Below are 21,251 nucleotides of genomic sequence, written 5' to 3' on the forward strand. Positions count from 1 at the left end.
GAGTGCGTAACAGTGTTCTAACACTGTTACGCACTCACGACCGGCGAGCGGACAGGGCGAGTTCGGCCCAGACGGTCTTCCCGCCGGGACGGCGCAGCTGACCCCAGGCGACGCTCGTCTTCTCGATGATCCGCATCCCGCGCCCGCCCTTCGAGGACGGCGACGTCGGGGTGGCGACGGCCGGGGAGCCGTCGTCGATCTCGATCCGGAGCTTCCCGCGGTTGCGGCGCAGGCGCACCCGGATCGGCGGCTTGGCGTGGCGGAGCGCGTTGGAGACGAGCTCGTCGAGCACCATCACGATGTCGGTCAGCAGCTCGGCGGTCAGGTCGGGCAGTAGCGCGCGAGCCCAGCCGCGGACCCTCGCCAGCTCCTTGAGGTCGGCCTGGACGGTGGTTTCGACGGTCTCGTCGATCTCGTCCATGTCGGGGAGGACACCAGACTCGGTGGGTGTTGCGTCGAGGCTCATGATCGGTCTCCTCGGGGAAAGAGACGGCTACGGGCTACTTGACTGCCCCCATCCGGCGGAGTTCAACCGCCCTGGCGGGTCACACCGCACATCCCCGGACGCGGTCCAGCACCGCGCCGAGATCATCGGGGGAGGTCTGGCCGCGCCAGGCGACGTACCCGTCGGGCCGGACCAGGACGTACCGGGCGGCGTAAAGACCGTGCAGATCCGGCCGGTTGAGCCGGTAGCGCTTCAAGGGCACGCCGGCCGCCTGCGCGGCGGTGTCCCATTCGGGCGCGGCCGGGGCGGCGATCTCCAGCAGCGTGAAGCCGGGCCCGAACTCGTCCTGCAGCGACCGGTTCCGGTCGAGCCAGAGGTGTGGCAGCCGGTTCCCCGGGGCGCCGGACGGCCGGTACTCGGTGCCGGTGGAAGCCGGGGCGGGCCCGTCGTCGGGGACGACGAGCGGCGACTCCGGGTACGCGGTGCCGAGCACGAAACCGAGGGTGTACATCTCGGCCGTCTTGGCCTGCCGGATCAGCTCCGCCGTCTTGGCGCGCACGGCCCGGCCGTCCGGTCCGTCGTCGTCGAGACCCGGCACGGCGAGCTCGCCGGTCAGCACCCGCATGTTGCGTTCGGCCTCGGCGATGGCCCGCTGCGCGATCGGACGGCGTTCGGTCCCGTAGGAGTCGAGCAGCCCGGGGCCGGCCCAGCCGCGCAGCGCGGCCGCGAGCTTCCAGCCGAGGTCGGCGGCGTCCCCGATGCCGGTGTTGGCGCCGAACCCACCCCACGGCGGGTTCTGGTGCGCGGCGTCCCCGGCCACGAAACAGCGGCCGTCCCGGTAGCGGTCGGCGACCAGCAGCCGGGCCGTCCAGGGATCGGTCGCGGTCACGGCGACGGGCACCGAAGTGCCGATCATCCGGTGGACGGCCCGTTCGCACCACGCGGCGTCGGCGTCTTCCGGCGCGTTGATGATGATGGCCCACCACCGGTCTTCGGTGTCGAGGGTGCCCATCAGCCCGTTGACCTCGGGGTTGACCACCCAGTACTGGACGGCGCGGCCCAGGTCGTGGCGGGCGGACAGCCCGGGCGCGTCGAAGATGACCTGGATGTTGCGGATCTCGTGGCTCCGCCCGGCCAGCGGGATGCCGCACGCCCGCCGGACGGCGCTGCGGGCGCCGTCGGCGCCGACGAGGTAGCGGCCCCGCACCACGCGCTCGCGTCCCGTGTCGTCCGTCGCGGTGGCGGTGACGCCGGTGGCGTCCTGTTCGAGACCCGTCAGCGTCCAGCCCCAGCGCGCGCTGACCGTCTCCCGTCGGGTGAGAGTGTCGCGCAAGGCTTCTTCGACGTGGTTCTGCGCGCACCACAGCGCGGGTTCGGCCAGTTCCGTCCGCTGGACGTCGCTGAGCGCGAAGACGCCGTCGAAGCGTTCCAGCCGGTGCCCGGTGAGCGAGGTGCAGAAGACGGCCGAGTCGGACCAGCCGAACGGCAGGGGAGCGTTTTCCCGGACGGCGTCGGCGATGCCCAGGCGCCGGAAGAGCTCCATCGACCGGGGGTTCAGCTGCTTGCACCGCGGGGACGCCAGGCTCGGCGCCGGCCGCGGTTCGAGCAGGACGCAGCCGATGCCCCGCGCGCCGAGTTCGTGGGCGAGGGTCAGGCCGACCGGGCCGCCGCCGGCGATGACGACCTCCGTGGTCTCCACCTCGGGGGGCGTATCCGCGTAACTCGTCATGCCGACAGTCTAAAAGCGCGGTGATCTTCCGGCGGCGGGCGTTCGTTACTCCGGATAGAGTAACGCGGGTCGTCGTCGATGGAGGTGTCTTGCCCGCTCGCCGCTGGCTGATCGTCGCCGCCGCTTGCCTCGTCGTGCTGATCCTGGTCTACGTCCTCGCGGTCCTGACCGTCACCGGTCAGGAGCTGGAGAACGCGGCCCTGCGCGGGGCCGACCAGGCCGCCGCCCGCGACCAGACCGCGGCCGACCGGAGCCTGTCGCGGATCACCCTCTACTCCCTGGGCGTCGCCGTCGTGCTGGTGGCCGTCATCGGCTTGCTGCGCCGGCGGCCGGACCTCGCGGTCGCGGCGGCCGGGGTGATCGTCGCCGGTCAGGTCGTCACGCAGGGGCTCAAGCGGTTCGTGCTGCCGCGGCCGTCGCTCGTGCCGCTCACCGGGCACTACGCGGACAACAGCATGCCCAGCGGGCACACCACGATCGCCATGACGGTGCTGTTCGCCGCGCTGCTCGTCGTGCCCTACCGCTGGCGCGGGCTGACGATGGTCCTGCTGCTGTCCTGGGCGGTCGGCATCGGCGCCTACACGGTGACGGCGAAGTGGCACCGCCTCTCCGACACCCTCGCCGCGGACGCGATCGCCCTCGGGCTCGCCTGCCTGGCGTCGTGGTGGCTCGCGCGCCGCGGCGTGGTCCGCCGGTACGAGGGCCGGCGCCGGATCCCGCGGGTGCTCGTCGTGGTCGTCGCTTCCCTCGCCGGGCTGGTTTTCCTGGCCCTGGGCGGGTTCCTGATCGGCGCGGCGCTGACCCAGGACGGGCTCGACGCGACCCTGCGCGACAACACCTGGGTGGTCTACCTGGCCGCGAGTTCGCTCGCTTCGGCCGGATCGGTGGCCGCCGCGCTGGCGTTCCTGGGGACCTGGCGCCGCCTCGAGATCCCGTGACGACCGGGGCGGGCGGCCGCGACCGCCCGCCCCGGCGTCAGCGAGCGGCCGGAACCGGCGCGAGGGCCGGGATCCGCGTCGGCAGGGTCCGCCAGATCTCCGGGGTGTAGAAGTGCCCGCCGGGCAGCTCGACGTGCTGGTACCCGTTGCGGGCCAGTGACTTCCACTGCTCGGCCGTCTCCGGCACGATCACGTCGTCGTCGGCCCCGGTGAGCACCTGCAGCGGGACGCCGACCGTCGCGCCTTCGGTGTAGCCGAACGTGTCCCGCACCCGGATGTCGGCCCGCATGAGCTCCAGGGACATCTCGCTCAGTTCCGGGTCGTCGAGCACGTACCCCGGCAGCAGGCCGTTGGTGCGCATCCACATCACCAGCTGCTCGTCGGTGTCCTGCTGCGCGGGGAACATGTCCCGCGGGGTGAGGCCGCGGCTCGGCGCGTTCGCCGACGACACGATGAGCGTCTCCGGCAGCGGGCCGCCCCGGCGCTGCAGGCGGTCCGCGACGTCGAACGCCATCCAGCCGCCCATGCTGTGCCCGAACAGCAGGTACGGCCGGGGCGCGGCGGCCGCCGTCACGGCTTCGGTCGCGTCGTCGGCGAGCGCGTCCCAGTCGGGGGCGAAGTCGTCGAGGAAGCGGCCGTCGCGGCCCGGGTAGCAGATCGTCACGAGCTCGACGTCGGGCGGCAGCACGTCGGCCCACGGCAGGTACGGCCCGGAGCCGCCGCCGCAGAAACCGAGGCACACCAGCGTCTTCGTCGCGTCCGGGTTGGGCCGGGCCCGGACCACGATATTGGGGAGGTTGTCCATCGCCGTGCTCCTTTCAGCTCGCGCCGAGCGCGGTGACGTGCTTGGCGAGGTCGGCGAGCCGCGGGTGCCGGTAAACATCCTTGGTGGACACCGGGACGCCGAAGTTCTTCTTCAGCCGCGCCACCACGCGCAGCGCGACCAGCGAATGCCCGCCGAGGGCGAAGAAGTCGTCGTCGGCCCCGACGCCGTCGCGGCCGAGCACCTCGGACCAGACGTCCGCGATCAGTGTCTCGACCGGTCCGCTGGGCGCCGCACCGCCTTCGGCGACCGGCGCGGGCAGGGCCGCGGTGTCCAGCTTGCCGTTGGCCGTGCGGGGCAGCGCGTCGAGCCGGACGTAGGCGGTCGGGACCATGTGCTCCGGCAGCTTCGCGGCCGCCGTGACCTGCGGCTGCTCGCCGCCGACGTGGTAGGCCACCAGCTGGTCGTCGCGCAGGACCACGGCCACGGCGGTGACGCCGGGAGCGTCCCGCAGCACCGCTTCGATCTCGCCGAGTTCGATCCGGTAGCCGCGCAGCTTCACCTGGCGGTCGCGCCGTCCGGTGAACTCCAGGGCGCCGCCAGGGGACCAGCGGACCTCGTCTCCGGTCCGGTACAGCCGGGTGCCGGGCTCGCCGAAGGGGTCGGGGACGAACCGCTCGGCGGTGAGGCCCGGCCGGCCGAGGTACCCGGCGGTGAGCCGCGGCCCGGACAGGTACAGCTCGCCCGCGGCGGCCGGGCGCAGGGTGTCGTCGAGGACGTGGGCCCGGATCCCGGCCAGCGGCACGCCGATGTGCGGCCCGCCCGGCCCGGCGATCCAGGTGGCGGTGGCGTCCACAGTGGACTCCGTGGGGCCGTAGAGGTTGAGGGCCTCCAGCCGGCTTTCGGCCAATTCGCGCCACATCGGTTCCGGGATCGGCTCGCCGCCGATGAACAGCCGCAGCGAGCGGTCGAGCAGGTGCTCGCGCAACGCCGTCCAGTGCGACGGCGTCAGGTCGAGGTCGGTCACGGCGCACTCGTCCAGCCAGGCGACCAGCCGGGCCGGGTCGGTCCGGTGGTCGTCGTCGAGCACGACGACGCTGTCACCGCGGCACACCCGCGCCCACTGCTGCACGGACGCGTCGAACGAGACGCTGGCGTTCCACGCGACGACCCGCGGCTCGGCCGCGTACATGCCCGCCTGCTCCAGCGCGGCGACGAGCGTGGCCACCGCGCCGTGGTGCGCCGGGACGCCCTTGGGCCGCCCGGTCGAGCCGGACGTGTAGATCACGTAGGCGGCGTCGAGGTCCGACACCTCGGTGTCGTCCGTGCGCGGGCCCTCGGCGGCGGGGTCGACGACGACCGCGTCCGCCGGGAGCCAGGCCGGAGTGGTCGTCGAGACCAGGGCGCGGATCGCCGCGTCACCGGCCATGAAGGCGAGCCGGTCGGCCGGGTAGGCAGGGTCGAGGGGGACGTACGCCGCGCCGGTCCGCCAGACGGCGAGGAGGGCGACGACCAGGTCGGTGCCCCGGCCGAGGCCGACGCCGACCCGGTCGCCGCGGCCGACGCCGTGGGCGCGCAGGGCCCCGGCCAGCGCCGCGGTCCGGCGGTCCAGCTCGGCGAACGTCAGTGTGGCCGCGGTGTCCCGCACGGCGATCCGCTCGGGCGCGCGGCGGACCGCGTCGCGGAAGCGGGGGAGCAGGCCGGCCATCAGAGCGCCTCGTTCGCGGCCGGGGGCACGGTCGGCGCGCAGCCGGCGACGTCGACCGGCTCACCCATCGCGACGACGATCTTGCGGTCGCCGCGGAACGGGTCGCGTCCGTGCGTGGACAGGATGTTGTCGACGAGCAGCAGGTCGCCCGGCTGCCACTGCTTGCGCACGGTCGCGGAGTCGTAGGCGGCGTCGAGCGCGGCCATCTCGTCGCGCGTCAGCGGGGAGCCGTCGCCGATCGCGGTGTTGAACGGCAGGTCGTCGCGGCCGAACTCGTCGATCAGCGTCTCGCGCAGCTCCTCGTCGAGCGACCACTCGTTCCAGAAGGCCAGGTGGTTGAACCAGACCTCCTCGCCGGTGACCGGGTGGCTGATGACGCCCGGGCGGACCTGGCTGGTGCGCAGGTGACCGTCGTCGAGCCAGCGGCACGCGATCAGGTTCTCGGCGCAGTAGCGTTCGACGTCTTCGCGGGTGGTCGCGGCGAACGCGGTCTGCCAGTCGGTCGAGATGTGCTCGGAGTAGCTGCGGTTGAGCAGCCAGCCGTGCGCGCGGACCTTCGCCACCAGCTCCGGCGGCAGCGCGCGCAGCACCTTCCGCACGTCCGCGACCGGAGTCGCCCCGCCGTCGGCCGGCGCGATCAGGCAGGAGAACATCAGCAGCCCGGGGAAGGTGAGCGTGTAGCTGTTCTCGTTGTGCATCCGGATCCGCTGTGCGGCGGGCAGATCGGTGGACGAGAAGACGCCGTTGCCGAAGTCGCTGCGCGGCGTCGCCTTCTCGCGGTACGGCGTGCGGGCCGGCATGAGCGTGTCGCGCACGACGCCGAAGTCGCCGACGCTCGCGATCGGCAGGCCGCGCAGGTGCAGGGAGCCGTGCCGGTGCAACGCCGTCCGCAGCGACGGCGCCGCCGCGGCCAGCCAGGCCACCGCGTCGTCGAGGCCGCTCAGCCCGCCGACCTCGGCACTCGCCGGCTCGCCGGGCTCGACCACCCAGTCGAGCGGCAGGAACTCTTTGACGCCCAGGGAACCCATCGTTTGTCCTTTCGCCTGACCCGCAGCGGGCGTCCACAGTGGAACCACCCGGTTCGCTCGCCGGTCGACGCTAGGCGGGTTCGCGGCCGCGCGGCGGCAGCCGGTGCGGCAGTGCGGCGGCAGTTTCCGCCCGCGCCGGGTTGTCGCCGCCGTCCTGCCGCCGCAACTGCCGGTCGGGCCCGGGTGCCGCTCCTAGGTTCGGGAGCGTGACTTCGGAACTCCGCCCGGTCGCCGTGGTCAGCAGCACGGCGTCCGACGCGCACACCTGGAACCTCGTGTACCTGCAGCTGCTGCTCGAAGAGCTCGGCTTCGCGGTGACGAACCTCGGCGCGTGCGTCCCGGACGACCTGGTGGTGCGCGAGTGCCGCCGGCTGGACCCGGACCTGGTGGTGCTCAGCACGGTCAACGGCCACGGCCACACCGACGGCCTCCGGCTGGCCCCGCGGCTGCGGGCCGTGCTGGCCGGCGCGGCGCTGGTCATCGGCGGCAAGCTCGGCGTCGACGGCACCAGCGGCCGCGAGTCCGTGCTGCGGGAGGCGGGCTTCGACCGCGTCTTCGGCGACGGCGACATCGGTGCCTTCCGCCGCTACCTGGCCGACTTGCCGGTGCGGGTGACGTCGTGAGCGTGCCGTTCGGGGCGTTCGTGGCCCGGGAGCACGCGGCGGGCCGCCTGGTCGTCCAGCCGCGGATGGGCTTCCCGGCGCCGTCGGCCATGCGCGCCGGGCTGCTGGCCACCCGCGACGCCACGGCCACCACGGTCGGCACCCTGACGCTCGACAGCTACACCCGCGTCGGCGACCTCGTCGCGGCGGCCCGCGCGCTGGCCGACGGCGCGCCCCTCAACGGCTTCCCGCTCGTCACCCACGGCCCCGAGTCGACCCGGGAGATGCTGGCCGGCGTGCTCGGCCCGGACTTCCCGGTCCAGGTGCGGCACGGCTCGGCCCGGCCGCAGGACATCGTCGCGACGCTGGTCGCGGCCGGTCTCGACGCGACCGAGGGCGGCCCGGTCTCGTACTGCCTGCCCTACAGCCGCACCCCGCTGCGGACGGCGATGCGGCACTGGGTCGAGGCCTGCGCGCAGTTGACGGCGGCGGGCGACACCGCCCACCTGGAGACGTTCGGCGGCTGCATGCTCGGCCAGCTCTGCCCGCCGGGCATGCTGGTCGCGATCAGCGTGCTGGAGGCGATCTTCTTCGCCCGGCAAGGCATCCGCAGCGTCTCGCTGAGCTACGCGCAGCAGACCGACCCCACGCAGGACGAGGAGGCGGTGCGGGCGTTGCGCCTGCTGTCCGCGCGGTACCTGCCCGGCGTCGAGTGGCACGTCGTGCTCTACGCCTACATGGGCGTCTACCCGCGGACACCGGCCGGCGCCGCCCGCCTGCTGACGTCCGCCGCGCGGCTCGCGGTGCGCTCCGGCGCGGCCCGGCTGATCGTCAAGACGGCCGCTGAGGCGCACCGGATCCCGACCGTCGGGGAGAACGTCGACGCGCTCGAACTCGCCGCCCGCGTCGCCGCCGCGACCTCCGCGGGGGCCGACGTCGAGGACACCGGGATCCACGCCGAAGCCGCGGCGCTGGTCGAGGCCGTGCTGAACCTCGACGACGACCTCGCGGGCGCGCTGCCGGCGGCGTTCGCCCGCGGCCTGCTCGACATCCCCTACTGCCTGCACCCGGACAACGCCGGCCGGGCACGCAGTTACCTCGACGCCACCGGCCGGCTGCAGTGGGCGGACACCGGCGGCCTACCGATCGGCCCGGCCCCCGGTGGCACGCGGCCGCGGCGGACCGGCTCGGCCGAGCTGCTGGCCGCGCTGTCGCACGTGGAACGGAAGTTCGACACGCCCCCGGCCGTCCGGGCCGGGGCCCGACCCGGAGGAGCGTTATGACCGACACCTACGACGGCGAGCTGCCACCCGCGCTGCCCGTGCACCTCGCGTCGCCCGTCACGCAGAGCGCGTTGCGCGTGCAGCACCAGGTGCTGGTCGCCGTGCGCGAGTTCCTCGGCGGGGAGGGCTTCACCGAGCTGCTGCCGCCGGTGATCGGCCCGGTGACCGACCCCGGCGTCCGCGGCTCGAAGCAGCTGGACGTCGACTACTACGGCCACCGCTACAAGCTCATGACCAGCGGAATCCTCTACAAGCAGGCGTCGCTGCTGGGCTTCTCGAAGATCTTCTACATCGCGCCGAACGTCCGGGCCGAACCGGTCGAGACGTGCTCGACGCGGCGGCACCTCGCGGAGTTCCACCAGATCGACGTCGAGGTGGCGGGCGCGACCCGGGCGCAGGCCCAGGGCGTCGCCGAACGGCTGGTGACGCACGTCGTGAAGCACGTGCTCGCGACCGTCCCCGGCGAGCTGACCGGGCTGGGCCGCGACCTCGCGGACCTGGCCGACGTCCTCGCCGGCGCGTTCGGCCGGATGACGCACGCCGACGCCGTCACCCGGCTGCACGAGCTCGGCCACCCGCAGAGCCCGGACGCCGAGATCGACTGGGAGGGCGAGGAGCTGTTGTCCCGCAAGGCGTCCCAGCCGTTCTTCGTCGACGACTACCCCAAGGGCTCCCGCGGCTTCTACGACCGTGAAGCCACCACCGAGCCGGGCATCCTGCGCAACTTCGACCTCCTCGCGCCCGGCGGCTTCGGCGAGCTGGCCAGCGGCAGCGAACGCGAGTCGGACTACGCACGGATCGTCACGCGGATGCGCGAGACGGGCGAGAACCCGGCGAAGTACGGCTGGTACCTCGACATGGTGCGCGAAGGCATCCCCGCGAGCGCGGGCTTCGGCCTGGGCCTGGAGCGGCTCGTCCGGTTCCTCACCGGCCTCGACGCGGTGTGGCGCGTCAACGCCTACCCGAAGGTCCCGGGCCTGGTGGCGCCGTGAAGGCGGCGGGCTTCCCCGAAGCCGCGGTCCGGGACCGGGCCGCGCGAGGAGCGGCGGCGGTGTTCCCGGCGGAATCCGCGTACGGCGGCGAGGCGTTCGGCGGCGTCTCTCCCGACGGTGACGAGCTGGACCGGGCGCGGCTGGTGCCGCCGGTTTTCGTGCCGCTGCGGCTGGAGAAGCTGATCGAGCTGGGCCGCGAGCCGCTGTTCTCCGACGTCGATCTGACCACGGCGATCGGCGGCTTCGCCTCGTCGCTGCCGGTGTTCCTGTCGGCGTTCGGCTCGACGCAGCTCGGCGGCGGCGACCTGGCGGTGGCGGCGTCGCGGCAGGCCGGCCGGCTGGGCATCCCGATGGTCGTCGGCGAGAACGTCGTGCCGGTCAAGGGGTACGCGAACGCGCTGCTCACGCGCGTCCGGGCGTACACGGACGAGGTGCCGGACGGGCTGGGCGGCGTCGTGGTGCAGCAGAGCACCGAGGACGCCGACGCCGAGGTCTGGAACCTCGTGTACAGCGACCCGGCGTCGTCGCGGCTGCTGGCCACCGGCCGGCTGGGTTTCGAGCTGAAGGTGGGCCAGGGAGCGAAACCGGGCCTGGGCGGGATGACCCTGCTGGACGCGGCCACGGCGGCCCGCGTCGACGGCCAGTACGCGCTCACGGACCTCTTCGCGGACCGCGTGTTGCGGTCCGGCAGCCCGGGCACGTTCACCGGTGAGATCCTGCGTCAGCAGATCCGCTTGATGCGCAACAACTTCCCCCGGGCCCGCGTCTGGGTGAAGCTCCCACCGGGCCGGGACATCGCGGAGGCCACCCGGGTCGCCTGGGCGGCGGGCGCGGACGCGGTCACCGTCGACGGCGCGGAAGGCGGCACCGGCTGGGCGCCCACGGCGTTCCTGGACCACGTGGGCTTGCCGCTGGCGGAATGCCTCCGCCGGATCGGGCCCCCGTCGGGCTGCCTGCTGGCGGGCGGGCGCATGTGGGAGGGCACCCGGGTGGTCAAGGCCCTGGCGCACGGCGTCCGCGCGGCCGCCCTCGGCCGAGCGGCGTTGCTGGCGGTCGACGAAGACCGCGCGGAAGGCCTGGTACGGCTGGTGGCGGCGCTGGCACTGGAGGCGAGACTGCTGATCAGCGCGTTGGGCAAGTACCGCCCCGACGCGTTGACGGCCGACGACGTCTGGCCCGCTGCCGCCGGTGCCGCCGGGGAACTGCCGCTCGACCTGCCGGTCCGGGCCGTCCCGACGGCTTAGCTTTTCCCCAGTGGCGCACTACGCGCCCAGCACTCCGCAGCCCGCGAGGCTGCCGCGGCTGGTCGTGAGTGGTAATGAGGGTTCTAACCCGAATTACCACTCACGACGGGCAGCCGCAGTCCATGTCCGTCCTTTGTGGTCAGTTCGGGGTGAGCCCAGCATGTCGGTGCAGGCCGAGAAACCGGCCGTGACGATCGACTCCTTCGACCTCGGCGAGCTGACCGGCCCGCCGGTCGCGGTGCCGGTGCGCATCGCGCGGATCGCCGCCCGGTGGCCCGGCCGCCCGGCCCTGCGCTCCGGCGACCGGGTGCTCACCTACGGCCGGCTCGACGAGCTGACCGCGGACCTCGCCGGCCGCCTCGCCGCCGCGGGCGTGCGGCCGGGTGACGTCGTCGCGGTGCGCAGCACGGACCGCTTCGACCAGGTCACCGGCCTGCTCGCGGTCTGGCGGGCCGGCGGCGTCCACCTCGCCCTCGACCCGGCGGCCCCCGCGGACCGCACCCAGCGCCTCATCGACCTGGCCGGAGTCCGCCTGACCCTGGACGGCGGCGACCTGCCGGACCCCGGCGAGCGCGCCGACGTCGACCGGCCGGTGCCGGCCGACCGGCTCGCCTACCTCATCCACACCTCCGGCACCACCGGCGAACCCAAAGCCGTCGCCGTCGCGCACGGGCCGCTCGCCGCGCACGTCGAGGCCGTCTCCGCCCGCTTCGGCCTGCGCGCCGACGACGTCGTCCTCCACTTCGCACGGTCCACAGTGGACGTCGCGGTCGAGCAGATCACCACCGCGCTCACCGCCGGCGCCTGCCTGGTCGTCCCCGAAGCGAAACTCCTCTCCGCCGACGAGTTCTGGCAGCTGCTCGACGCCGAGCGGGTCACCGTCGCGAACGTCGCCGCCGGGTACTTCCACGACCTCGCCGCCTCGCTGAAGTCCGTGCCGAAGACGCTCCGGACCATGATCTCCGGCAGCGACCGGCTCTCCCCGGCCGCGGCCGCCGCCTGGACCGAGCGCACCGGCGCCCGGCTGCTCAACGCCTACGGCCCGACCGAAACCGTGATCACCTCGACCGTCCACGAGGTCCGGCCGGGCCGGCCGGTCACCGTCGGCACCCCCGTCGGCGACCGCGTCGCCCACCTGCTCGACGACCGCCTCCGGCCCGTCGACGAAGGCGAGCTGTACCTGGGCGGCTCCCTCCTCGCCACCGGCTACCTCGGCGACGGCGGCCGCACCGCCGAGCGCTTCCTGCCCGACCCGGTCACCGGCGGCCGGATGTACCGCACCGGCGACCGCGCCCGCCGCACCGCCGACGGCGAGCTGGAGTTCCTCGGCCGCGCCGACGACCAGGTCAAGATCCGCGGCTTCCGCGTCGAGCCCGGCGAGGTGGAGAACGCGCTGGCCCGGCACCCGGCCGTCACCGCCTGCGCCGTCGTGCCCCGCGAGTCCGCGAACGGCACCCAGCTCGCCGCGTACGTCGTCACCCACAGCGCCCTCGGCTACCCGGAACTGCGCGACTTCCTGGCCCAGTCCCTGCCCGAGCACCTGATCCCGGCGAGCCTCACGCCCCTCGGCCACCTGCCGCTCACCGCCGCGGGCAAGGTCGACCGCGCCGCCCTGCCGGAACCCGCCCGCGTCGAGACCGGCCACCGCGCCCCGCGCACCCCGGACGAGCAGCTGCTCGCCGCGATCTGGGCGGACGTCCTCGGCGTGCCGCGCGTCGGCCTCGACGACAACTTCTTCCACCTCGGCGGCGACTCGCTCACCGCCGTCCGCGTGGCCGGCCGCGTCCTCGAGGTCTTCGGACCCGTGTCGCCGTACCAGATCTTCGACGCGCCGACGCTCGCCGCCTTCGCCGCCGCGATGCACGACGGCACCGGCGACGACCGCCCCGGCCCGGCCCGCGCCCCCGCGTCCGAAGCCCCGCTCTCGCGGTTCCAGCGCGGACTGTGGCTCCTCGACGCCTGGCAGCCGGGCACGTCCACCTACAACGTCCCCTGGGTCTTCGACTTCACCGGCCCCCTCGATGCCCGGGCGCTCCACAAGGCCCTCCAGCGGGTCGTCGACCGCCACGAGGCGCTGCGCACGACCTTCGAGGTCGCCGGAACCCTGCCCCGCCAGGTGATCCACCCGCACCTCGAGGTCCCGTTCACCATCACCGACGCTTCGGACGCGGCCGAGTTCATCGCCGCCGACGCCCGCACGCCGTTCGACCTCGAAACCGGGCCGCTGCTGAGGGCCTGCCTGGTCCGGACGTCGGCGACCACCGCGAGCCTGATCCTCGTCTTCCACCACATCGTCTGGGACGAAGGCTCCCTCGGCGTGCTCGACCGGGAGCTGCGCGAGTACTACACCGCGCTGCTCGACGACCGCGCGCCGCGCCTGCCGGACCTGGCCATCCAGTACGCCGACTACGCGAACTGGTTGCAGGACAACGGCATCGCCGAGTCCCAGCTCGACTACTGGGCCGAGCACCTGCGCGGCGTCCCGGACCGCCCGGCCCTCGTGCCCGACCACCCGCGACCCGTCGAGCCCGCGCAGCGCTGCGGCTATCACCGCTTCGCCTTCGACGCCGACCTCGCCCGAGCCGTCCGGGAGTTCGCGCGGGACGCCGACGCCACGCCGTTCATGGTGCTGCTCGCCGGGCTCGTGCTCGCGGTGCACCGCACCGGCGGCGCGGACGACCTCGTGGTCGGCACCCCGGTCAGCGTCCGCGAGCGCCCGGAGCTGGACGCGCTCATCGGCTACTTCATCACGCTCGTCCCGCTGCGGTTCCGGATCGAGCGCGACGTGACCCTGCGGGAGGTCCTCGAGCACGTCCGCGGCGTCGCCCTCGACGGCTACCGCCACCAGGACGTCCCCCTCGAAGACATCACCGGCCGGGTGCTGGGGGAGCGCTCCGGCGACCGGAACCCGCTGTTCCAGCTGGTCTTCGAGATGCACACCGCAGACCCGAGCCCCGAGCCGTTCGGGCCGGCCGCGGTGGAGCGCAGGCTGCACGTCAACGAGCTGTCGCGCTTCGACCTGTCGTGGTCGGTCGAGGACGACGGCACCGGCTTCAGCGGCCGGATCGAGTACGACACCGACCTGTTCGACGCCGCGACCCTCGCCGCCCTCGGCGAACAGTGGCGGACGGCGGTGGCCGACCTGGTCACCGACCCGGACGTGCCGCTCCACGAGGACGTCACCCCGGCCGGCCTCGACGTCCCGGTGCACGAGCTGTTCGAACACCAAGCCACCCTGACCCCGGACGCCGTCGCACTGATCTCCGGCGACGCCGAGCTGACCTACGCCGAGCTGAACTCGCGGGCCAACCGCGTCGCAAGACGCCTGCGCACCCACGGCGTGACCGAGGGCGACGTGGTCGCCGTCCTGATCGACCGCGATGCCGACCTGGTCGTCGCGCTGCTGGGCGTGCTGAAGGCCGGTGCCGGTTACACGCTGCTGGACCCGGAACTGCCCGAGGCTCGCCGAGCGGACGCCGTCAAGGCTGTCGACGCCCGGCTGGTCGTGGACCGCGAGTTCGTGGCATCCGCCGACGGACCCGACGATGACCTCGGCCTCCCCGTCAGCGCCGACGCCGTCGCCTGCGTGATGTTCACGTCCGGGTCCACCGGCCGGCCGAAGGGCGTCGCGGCGTCGCACCGCGCCCTGGCCGGGACCTACCTGGAGCAGGACTACGCGCTCTTCGCGCCCGGTGAGGTGTGGCTGCAGTGCTCGCCCGTGTCGTGGGACGCCTTCGGCCTGGAGGTCTACGGCCCGCTGCTGTTCGGCGGCACCTGCGTGCTGCACCCCGGCCAGCGGCCGGACCCGGAGACGATGACCGCGCTCGTCGCCCGCCACGGCGTCACGCAGCTGCAGCTGTCGGCCAGCCTGTTCAACTTCCTCGTCGACGAGTTCCCGGCCATCTTCGCCGGCCTGCGCGTCGTCTTCACCGGCGGCGAGCGCGCCTCGGTGCCGCACGTGGCGCGGCTGGCCGAGCGGTACCCGCACGTGCGGATCGTCAACGGCTACGGCCCGGTCGAGAGCATGGGCTTCACCACGTGCCACGTCGTCGGCCCCGCCGACCTGGCCGCGCCGGCGCTCCCCATCGGCGTCCCCGTGGCGCACAAGGACATCCGCGTGCTCGACGACCACTTCCGGCCGTCCGCCGCGGGCGAGCTGTACGCGACCGGCGCCGGCCTGGCCCTCGGGTACGCCGGGCAGCCGGGTCTCACCGCGGACCGGTTCCTGCCCGACCCGCTCGGGCCGCCGGGTTCGCGGATGTACCACACCGGCGACGTCGGCGGCCGCACCGCGGACGGCACGCTGACCATCACCGGCCGCGCCGACGACCAGGTGAAGATCCGCGGCTTCCGCGTCGAACCCGGTGAGGTCGCCGCCGCGCTGGCCCGCCACCCCGGCGTCAAGGACAGCGCCGTCGTCGCCCACGATGGCCGGCTCGCCGCCTACGTCGTCGCCCGTGACACGCCACCCGGGTACCAGGACGTCTGCGACCACCTCGCGACGCTGCTGCCGGACTACATGATCCCCGAGAGCGTCACGGTCCTGGACGCACTTCCCTTGACTCCCAACGGAAAGCTCGACCGCGCCGCGCTTCCGGCACCGGAATCGGTCGCCGCCGAGGCACCGGCTGAACCGGCCGTCACGGCGGCCGAGCAGCTGGTCGCGGCGGTCTGGGCCGAGGTGCTCGGGCTCGACGCGGTCGGCGTCGACGACAGCTTTTTCCGGCTCGGCGGCAACTCCCTGGCCGCCGTCCGCGTGGCCCTGCGCCTGTCGACCGAGACCGGCACCCGCGTCGCGCCGCGGCTGGTGTTCGCGGCCCGGACCGTCCGGGCCCTGGCGCAGCGGCTGGAGGTGCGGGCATGACCGGCCGCACCGTCCCGGTTTCCGCGCTCCAGCGCGGAATGTGGTTCCTCGACCGCTGGAACCCGGGCTCCGCCGCCTACACCGTGCCGTGGGTGTTCACCTTCGACGCGCCGGTCGACCCGGACGTCCTCGAGCGGAGCATCGCCGGGATCGTCCGGCGCCACGAAGTTTTGCGCACGACGTTCTCCTTCGGCCCGGACGGTCCACAACAGACGGTTCACGACGACGTCCGCGTCCCGCTGCACCGCGGTGACGCGGACCTGAGCACCGGCTTCGACCTGGAGACCGGCCCGCTGCTGCGCGCGTCCCTGGTGGACGCGACGACGCTGGTTCTCGTCGTCCACCACATCGTCTGGGACGGCTGGTCGTCCGGCATCTTCGAGCGCGAGCTGGCGGAGAGTTACACAGCCATCGTCGAAGAACGCGAACCAGTCCTACCGCGACTGTCCACTCAGTACGCCGATTGCGTCGCCGAACCTCACGAAGACCAGCTGGACTACTGGCGTGAGCAGCTGCGCGGCGCGCCCGAGCGACTCGCGGTGCCGACCGACCGGGAGGCGCCGGCGCAGCAGGACTTCGCCGGCGACACCCGCGCGTTCGCCCTCCCGGCCGGGCTCGCCGGCCGGATCGGCGAGCTGGCCGCCGACGCGGACGCGACGCCGTTCGTCGTCCAGCTGGCCGCGTTCGCCGCGCTCCTGAACCGCTACACCGGCGCGGCCGACCTGGTCGTCGGTACGCCGATGTCGACCCGCGACCGGCCGGAGCTGGCCGACCTGATCGGCTACTTCGTCAACATCCTGCCCCTGCGGCTGCGCGTCGACCGCGCCGCGAGCTTCCGCGACCTCGTGGAGCAGGTGCGTGACACGGCGTTCGACGCCTACGCCTGCTTGGACGTCCCCTTCGACGTCGTGGTCGACGCCCTGGCCCTCGAACGCACGGCCCGGCACGCACCGCTCGTGCAGGTCGTCTTCGGCGCACACGCGGAAGACTCCGAACCGCTGCGGTTCGGGCCGGTCACCGCGACCCGGCGGGTGCACCACAACGGCACCAGCAAGTTCGACCTCACCTGGTCCACCTTCGACGACGGCGAGCTGCGCGGTGAAGTCGAGTACCGCACGAGCCTGTTCGACGCGGCCACCGTGGACCGGATGACCGGTCACTGGCGCACTCTCCTGGACGTCGTGCTGTCCGAACCAGACAGTCCACTGTGGAAGATCGACCTGGAGCCGTCGTCGCCCGCCGAGGTCACGGCGTCTGTGCCGCGCTGCCTACACGAGTCCTTCGAGGACGCAGCTGACCGGTTCCCCAATCGGCCTGCCGTCACCTTCGACGGCGTTTCCGCTACTTACGCCGAACTGGACCGCCGCGCCAACCGGCTCGCGCACGCCCTGATCGCCGACGGCGTCCGCCCCGGAGACCGCGTCGGCCTGCTGCTGGACCGCACCGACGCGATCGTCGTCGCGATCCTCGCGGTGCTCAAGACCGGCGCCGCGTACGTGCCGGTGGATCCGGCGGCCCCGGACGACCGCGCCGCGTTCGTCTTCGGCGACACCGGCGTGCGGCTGGTCGTCACCGACCAGGCCACTTCGGGTCCGTGGCCCGTGTTCGACCTGGCTTCGCGGGACGTCGCCGGGTACTCCTCGGAGCGACCGGGCGTCCCGGTCCGGCCCGGCGACCTGGCCTACCTGATCTTCACCTCCGGCTCGACCGGCCGGCCCAAGGGTGTCGCCGTGGCCCACGAGCACGTCGGACGGCTGATGGAGTCCGGGCGCGCGCACTTCGGGTTCACCGAAACCGACGTGTGGACGCTGTTCCACTCCTACGCCTTCGACTGGACGGTCTGGGAGCTGTGGGGACCGCTGCACCACGGAGGCCGCCTGGTCGTCGTGCCGTACCTGACGAGCCGGTCGCCGGAGACGTTCGCCGCGCTGCTCGCGGACGAAGCCGTGACGTGCCTCTGCCAGACGCCGTCGGCGTTGCGCCAGCTCGAACTCACCCTGCGCACCGGGCCCGCGTTGCCGGCCTTGCGGCAGGTGATGCTCGGCGGTGAGGCTCTCGATCCGGCCGTCGTGCGGCGCTGGTCCGCGCTGGGGCTGACGGCGTCGCTGTGCAACCTCTACGGCATCACCGAAACCACCGTGCACGTCACCACCCACGACGTGACCCGCTTCGAGCGCAGCCTGATCGGCGCGCCGCTGCCGCACCTGAGCACGCACGTGCTCGACGACTGGCTGCGGCCGTGCCCGACCGGCGTGCCGGGCGAGCTGTACATCGGCGGCGGCGCGCTCGCCCACGGCTACTGGGGCCGGGCCGGGCTCACCGCGCAGCGCTTCCTGCCCGACCCGTTCTCCGCGACGCCGGGCGCGCGGCTGTACCGCACCGGCGACGTCGCACGCCGGCTCGCCGAAGGCGGCCTCGAGTACGTCGGCCGCTGCGACAGCCAGGTCAAGCTCCGCGGTTTCCGCATCGAACTCGGCGAGATCGAGCACGCCCTGGGCGCGCACCCCGCGGTCGACGCCTGCGTCGTCACAGTGCGCGACGAGCGGCTCGCCGCGTACGTCACCGGAGCTGCGCCGGACTACGCCGAGCTGCGGGCGTTCCTCACGAAGTCGTTGCCGGAGCACATGATCCCGGCGACGGTCACCGTGCTCGACCGGCTGCCCGTCACGGTCAACGGCAAGCTCGACCGCGCGGCGCTGCCCGCGCCGGCCGCGGCGACGTCCGCGATCGCGTACACCGCGCCGAGCACGCCGGGGGAGCGGCTGCTCGCCGAGCTGTGGTCGGACGTCTTGGGCGTCCCGGACGCGGGGGTGCACGACAACTTCTTCCACCTCGGCGGCGACTCGATCCGCGCGGTCCACCTGGCGGGCAAGCTGCGCGACCACGGCTGGACGCTCACCCTGCCCGACCTGTTCGCCGCGCCGACACCCGCCGGTCTCGCGCCGCTGCTGCGGCCGTGCGCGACGGAGAAGGCGGTCGTGGAGCCGTTCACCGGACTGTCCGAAGTGGACGTCGCGAAGCTGCCCGGCGACGTCGTCGACGCCTACCCGATGGCCGCGATGCAGCTCGGGATGATCTACCACATGGAGCTGTCCGGCGACGCCGGTGGCTACCACAACGTCAACAGCTACCGCGTCGCCGGCCGTCTCGACGAGCGGGCGCTGCACGCCGCGGTGGCCGCGGTCATCACCCGGCACCCGGTGCTGCGCACGAGCCTCGACGTCGTCGGCTACCGGCAGCCGATGCAGCTCGTGCACGCCGAAGTCCCGACGCCGGTGGACACCGCCGACCTGCGTGGACAGTCCGAAGTGGAGCAACGCGCCGCCGTGACCGAGACGTTCGACGCGTTCTGCGCGATGCGCTTCGACCTCCGGACCCCGCCACTGTTCCGGGTCGCCGCCCAGCGTCTGGCCGACGACGTCTTCCAGCTGACCATCGCCGAGCACCACTCCATTTTGGACGGCTGGAGCTTCACGTCCCTGCTCACCGAGATCCTGGAACGCCACGCCGACCCGGACGCCCCGCTCGCGCCGCCGCCCGCGTCGACGTTCCGCGACTTCGTCTTCACCGAACAGGCCGCGGCGGCGTCGAAGGAAAGTGAACAGTTCTGGCGCGATCACCTCGACGGCGCGGACGGCGCGCTCTGGTCCGCCGAGGGCGGCTCCGAGGCCGCGACGGCGGAGATCCCGCGCACGGTCGAGCGCGTGCTGCCGGACGCCCCGGCCCAGCTCGCGGCGATCGCGTCGGCGGCCGGAGTGCCGATCAAGGCCGCGGCACTGGCCGCGCACGTGCGGGCGTTGCACCGGATCACCGGCCGCGACCGCGTCACCACCGGCCTTTCGGTCAACGGCCGTCTCGAAGAACGCAGCGGCACCGAGGCGTACGGGCTGTTCCTCAACACCGTCCCGCTGGTGGTGGACGGGATGGCCCCGGACCTCGTCCGCGACCTGCACGAGGCCGAGGTCGCCCTGCTGCCGCACCGCCGCGTGCCCTTCGCGAAGCTGGCCCGGCTCATGGCCGGACCGCGCCTGGAAACGTGCTTCGCGTTCCTGCGGTTCCACGCCCTCGGCCGGCTGGCCGGCTCGGCGACCAGCATCGTCGACGACCGGATCGGCTGCGAGCCGGACATGCGTTACGAGCCGACCAACTTCGCACTGGGCGTCGCACTGGTGCAGGACCCGTCGTCGGACCGCATCCTGCTCGCGGTCGACCACCTGCGGTCCCTCGTCCCGGACGATCTCGCCGACGCCTACGTCACCGCCTACACCGAAGAACTCGCCGCGCTCGCGGCGCCGATCCCCGTCAGCTGACCCAGGAAGGACTCCACAATGGACGCGTTCAAGGACTTCACCGTCGTCGTCAACGACGAGGAGCAGTACTCGATCTGGCCGGCCGAGCTGCCCACCCCCGCCGGCTGGCACCCGGCCGGAAAGAGCGGCAGCCGCGAGGAGTGCGTCGCCTGGGTCGACCAGACCTGGACCGACATCCGCCCGAAGAGCCTGCGCGTCGCGTTGGGCGTCTGAGATGCTCGAGACGATAGCCGCGGTCTGGGCCGAAGAGCTGGGCGTCCCCGAAGTCCGGCCGGAGGACGGCTTCTTCGAACTGGGCGGGCACTCGCTGACCGCGTTGCGGGTGGTGTACCGGGTACGGGACCAGTTTTCGGTGAACCTGTCGCTGCGCGACCTGATGGCCGCCAGAACCCTCACCGACTTCGTCGAGACGGTCCAGTCGGCCACCCAGACCCCAGCCCGGCCGACGGTCGCTTTGGTGGGCCGCCGGGGGACAAGGTGACACTCGCACCAAGCCCACTACCGCCGATCGCGGGGCCGGCCAGTCCGCGCCCCGCGATCGCGGGGGACCCGATGACGCTCGCGACAAGCCCACGGCCGGCGATCGCGGGGGACTGGTGCTACCGGCCGCACCCGCTGCCGGCCGGGACTCCGCAGGCCGTGTGCTTCCCGCACGCGGGCGGCGACGTCACGGCGTTCGCCGGCCTGGCGGCGGCGCTGGCCCCGGACCTGGAGGTCTGGGCGATCCGGCTGCCGGGCCGCGGCGGTCGCTTTGTCGACCCGATGCCGGCCACATTCGCCGCGCTGGTCACGGCGGTGGTCGATGGCCTCGCTCCGTACTTGCAGCCGGGAGCACTGTTCTACGGCCAAAGTTTCGGCGCGCTCCTGGCTTACGAGGTGGCCCGCGCTTTACCGGCGGCTTCACGGCCACGGATCGTGATCCCGGCGTGCGCGGCCCCACCGACGGGTTGGCCGGGCTCGATCCCGCCAACCTCAGAGGGCGCTTCGGACCTCCTGGAACGATGCGGCCTGGCCACGGCTCTGCCGGACGACGAGACGATCCGCGAACTGGCGGTGGCGACGATCCGGACGGATCTCACGGTCTGCCGCAGCTACCGCTACGAGCCGGACCGCCGTCCGGGCTTCCCCGTCCACGCGGTGGCCGGCGCGGACGACACAGCACTGCCACCGGCCACGCTGGCCGGCTGGGCCGACGCCACATCGGGCCCGTTCACGGCATCCGTCGAACCCGGCGGCCACCTGCTGGCCACGCCCCTGTCCACCGGCCCCGCCGACCTGCTCCGCACCCTGCACCTCGGCTGGTCGTGAGTGGTAATTCGGGTTCTAACCCGAATTACCACTCACG

At 73.4% G+C, this 21,251-nt stretch carries 15 protein-coding genes; 10 read left to right on the forward strand and 5 right to left on the reverse strand.

Translation table 11 applies throughout. The features are described from left to right. Nucleotides 1-34 precede the first annotated feature (34 nt). Together ACLJQZ_RS47545 and ACLJQZ_RS47550 are read right to left on the reverse strand one after the other, a co-directional pair. A complete protein-coding gene (locus tag ACLJQZ_RS47545; protein WP_410628226.1) occupies nucleotides 35-466 on the reverse strand; it encodes an ATP-binding protein in 432 nt (143 codons plus the stop codon). A gap of 79 nt (nucleotides 467-545) precedes the next feature. Then, nucleotides 546-2,174 carry an FAD-dependent monooxygenase gene (locus ACLJQZ_RS47550; RefSeq protein WP_410628228.1) on the reverse strand — a complete coding sequence of 543 codons (1,629 nt, stop codon included), beginning with the start codon at nucleotides 2,172-2,174 and terminating at the stop codon, nucleotides 546-548. Nucleotides 2,175-2,263: 89 nt separating this feature from the next. Between ACLJQZ_RS47550 and ACLJQZ_RS47555 the strand changes: the two genes are divergently transcribed. Continuing rightward, on the forward strand, nucleotides 2,264-3,112 hold the full coding sequence (locus tag ACLJQZ_RS47555; protein WP_410628229.1) for a phosphatase PAP2 family protein: 849 nt from the start codon (nucleotides 2,264-2,266) through the stop codon (nucleotides 3,110-3,112). 37 nt (nucleotides 3,113-3,149) lie between these two features. On the opposite strand, the gene ACLJQZ_RS47560 is transcribed toward ACLJQZ_RS47555, so the two are convergent. The 3 genes from ACLJQZ_RS47560 to ACLJQZ_RS47570 are packed head-to-tail and all read right to left on the reverse strand — an operon-like array spanning nucleotide 3,150 to nucleotide 6,611. Further along, nucleotides 3,150-3,917, reverse strand: coding sequence for a thioesterase II family protein (locus ACLJQZ_RS47560; protein ID WP_410628231.1), 768 nt, complete (start codon nucleotides 3,915-3,917; stop codon nucleotides 3,150-3,152). A 13-nt stretch (nucleotides 3,918-3,930) separates the two neighbouring features. Then, nucleotides 3,931-5,583, reverse strand: a complete 1,653-nt coding sequence (locus tag ACLJQZ_RS47565) for a non-ribosomal peptide synthetase (RefSeq protein ID WP_410628233.1) — start codon at nucleotides 5,581-5,583, stop codon at nucleotides 3,931-3,933. Further along, complete coding sequence (locus ACLJQZ_RS47570) at nucleotides 5,583-6,611, reverse strand: TauD/TfdA family dioxygenase (RefSeq protein WP_410628235.1); 1,029 nt, start codon at nucleotides 6,609-6,611, stop codon at nucleotides 5,583-5,585. The genes ACLJQZ_RS47565 and ACLJQZ_RS47570 overlap by 1 nt, the downstream gene beginning before the upstream one ends. 206 nt (nucleotides 6,612-6,817) lie before the next feature. On the opposite strand from ACLJQZ_RS47570, the gene ACLJQZ_RS47575 reads away from it, so the two are divergent. From ACLJQZ_RS47575 to ACLJQZ_RS47615, 9 genes are all read left to right on the forward strand, one after another. Continuing rightward, complete coding sequence (locus tag ACLJQZ_RS47575; protein WP_326948289.1) at nucleotides 6,818-7,234, forward strand: cobalamin B12-binding domain-containing protein; 417 nt, start codon at nucleotides 6,818-6,820, stop codon at nucleotides 7,232-7,234. After that, nucleotides 7,231-8,496 (forward strand): methylaspartate mutase, encoded by a 1,266-nt coding sequence (locus ACLJQZ_RS47580; RefSeq protein ID WP_410628237.1) that lies wholly within the window; start codon nucleotides 7,231-7,233, stop codon nucleotides 8,494-8,496. Before ACLJQZ_RS47575 ends, ACLJQZ_RS47580 begins: the two co-directional genes overlap by 4 nt. Next, complete coding sequence (locus tag ACLJQZ_RS47585; RefSeq protein WP_410628239.1) at nucleotides 8,493-9,488, forward strand: asparagine synthetase A; 996 nt, start codon at nucleotides 8,493-8,495, stop codon at nucleotides 9,486-9,488. Before ACLJQZ_RS47580 ends, ACLJQZ_RS47585 begins: the two co-directional genes overlap by 4 nt. After that, entirely contained in the window at nucleotides 9,485-10,732 is a 1,248-nt protein-coding gene (locus ACLJQZ_RS47590; RefSeq protein WP_410628240.1) for a glutamate synthase-related protein, read from the forward strand. The genes ACLJQZ_RS47585 and ACLJQZ_RS47590 overlap by 4 nt, the downstream gene beginning before the upstream one ends. Nucleotides 10,733-10,892: 160 nt before the next feature. Continuing rightward, nucleotides 10,893-15,596: an amino acid adenylation domain-containing protein gene (locus tag ACLJQZ_RS47595; RefSeq protein WP_410628242.1), complete on the forward strand. Its 4,704-nt coding sequence runs from the start codon at nucleotides 10,893-10,895 to the stop codon at nucleotides 15,594-15,596. Next, nucleotides 15,593-19,906: an amino acid adenylation domain-containing protein gene (locus tag ACLJQZ_RS47600; RefSeq protein ID WP_410628243.1), complete on the forward strand. Its 4,314-nt coding sequence runs from the start codon at nucleotides 15,593-15,595 to the stop codon at nucleotides 19,904-19,906. The genes ACLJQZ_RS47595 and ACLJQZ_RS47600 overlap by 4 nt, the downstream gene beginning before the upstream one ends. Nucleotides 19,907-19,924: 18 nt before the next feature. Continuing rightward, complete coding sequence (locus ACLJQZ_RS47605) at nucleotides 19,925-20,119, forward strand: MbtH family protein (protein ID WP_410628245.1); 195 nt, start codon at nucleotides 19,925-19,927, stop codon at nucleotides 20,117-20,119. Nucleotide 20,120: 1 nt separating this feature from the next. Next, nucleotides 20,121-20,387, forward strand: coding sequence for a phosphopantetheine-binding protein (locus ACLJQZ_RS47610; protein WP_410628247.1), 267 nt, complete (start codon nucleotides 20,121-20,123; stop codon nucleotides 20,385-20,387). Between the two features lie 71 nt (nucleotides 20,388-20,458). Further along, nucleotides 20,459-21,214 (forward strand): thioesterase II family protein, encoded by a 756-nt coding sequence (locus ACLJQZ_RS47615; RefSeq protein ID WP_410628249.1) that lies wholly within the window; start codon nucleotides 20,459-20,461, stop codon nucleotides 21,212-21,214. The last annotated feature ends 37 nt before the right edge of the window (nucleotides 21,215-21,251 follow it).

This window comes from Amycolatopsis sp. cmx-8-4 (assembly GCF_046548675.1).
Lineage (GTDB): Bacteria > Actinomycetota > Actinomycetes > Mycobacteriales > Pseudonocardiaceae > Amycolatopsis.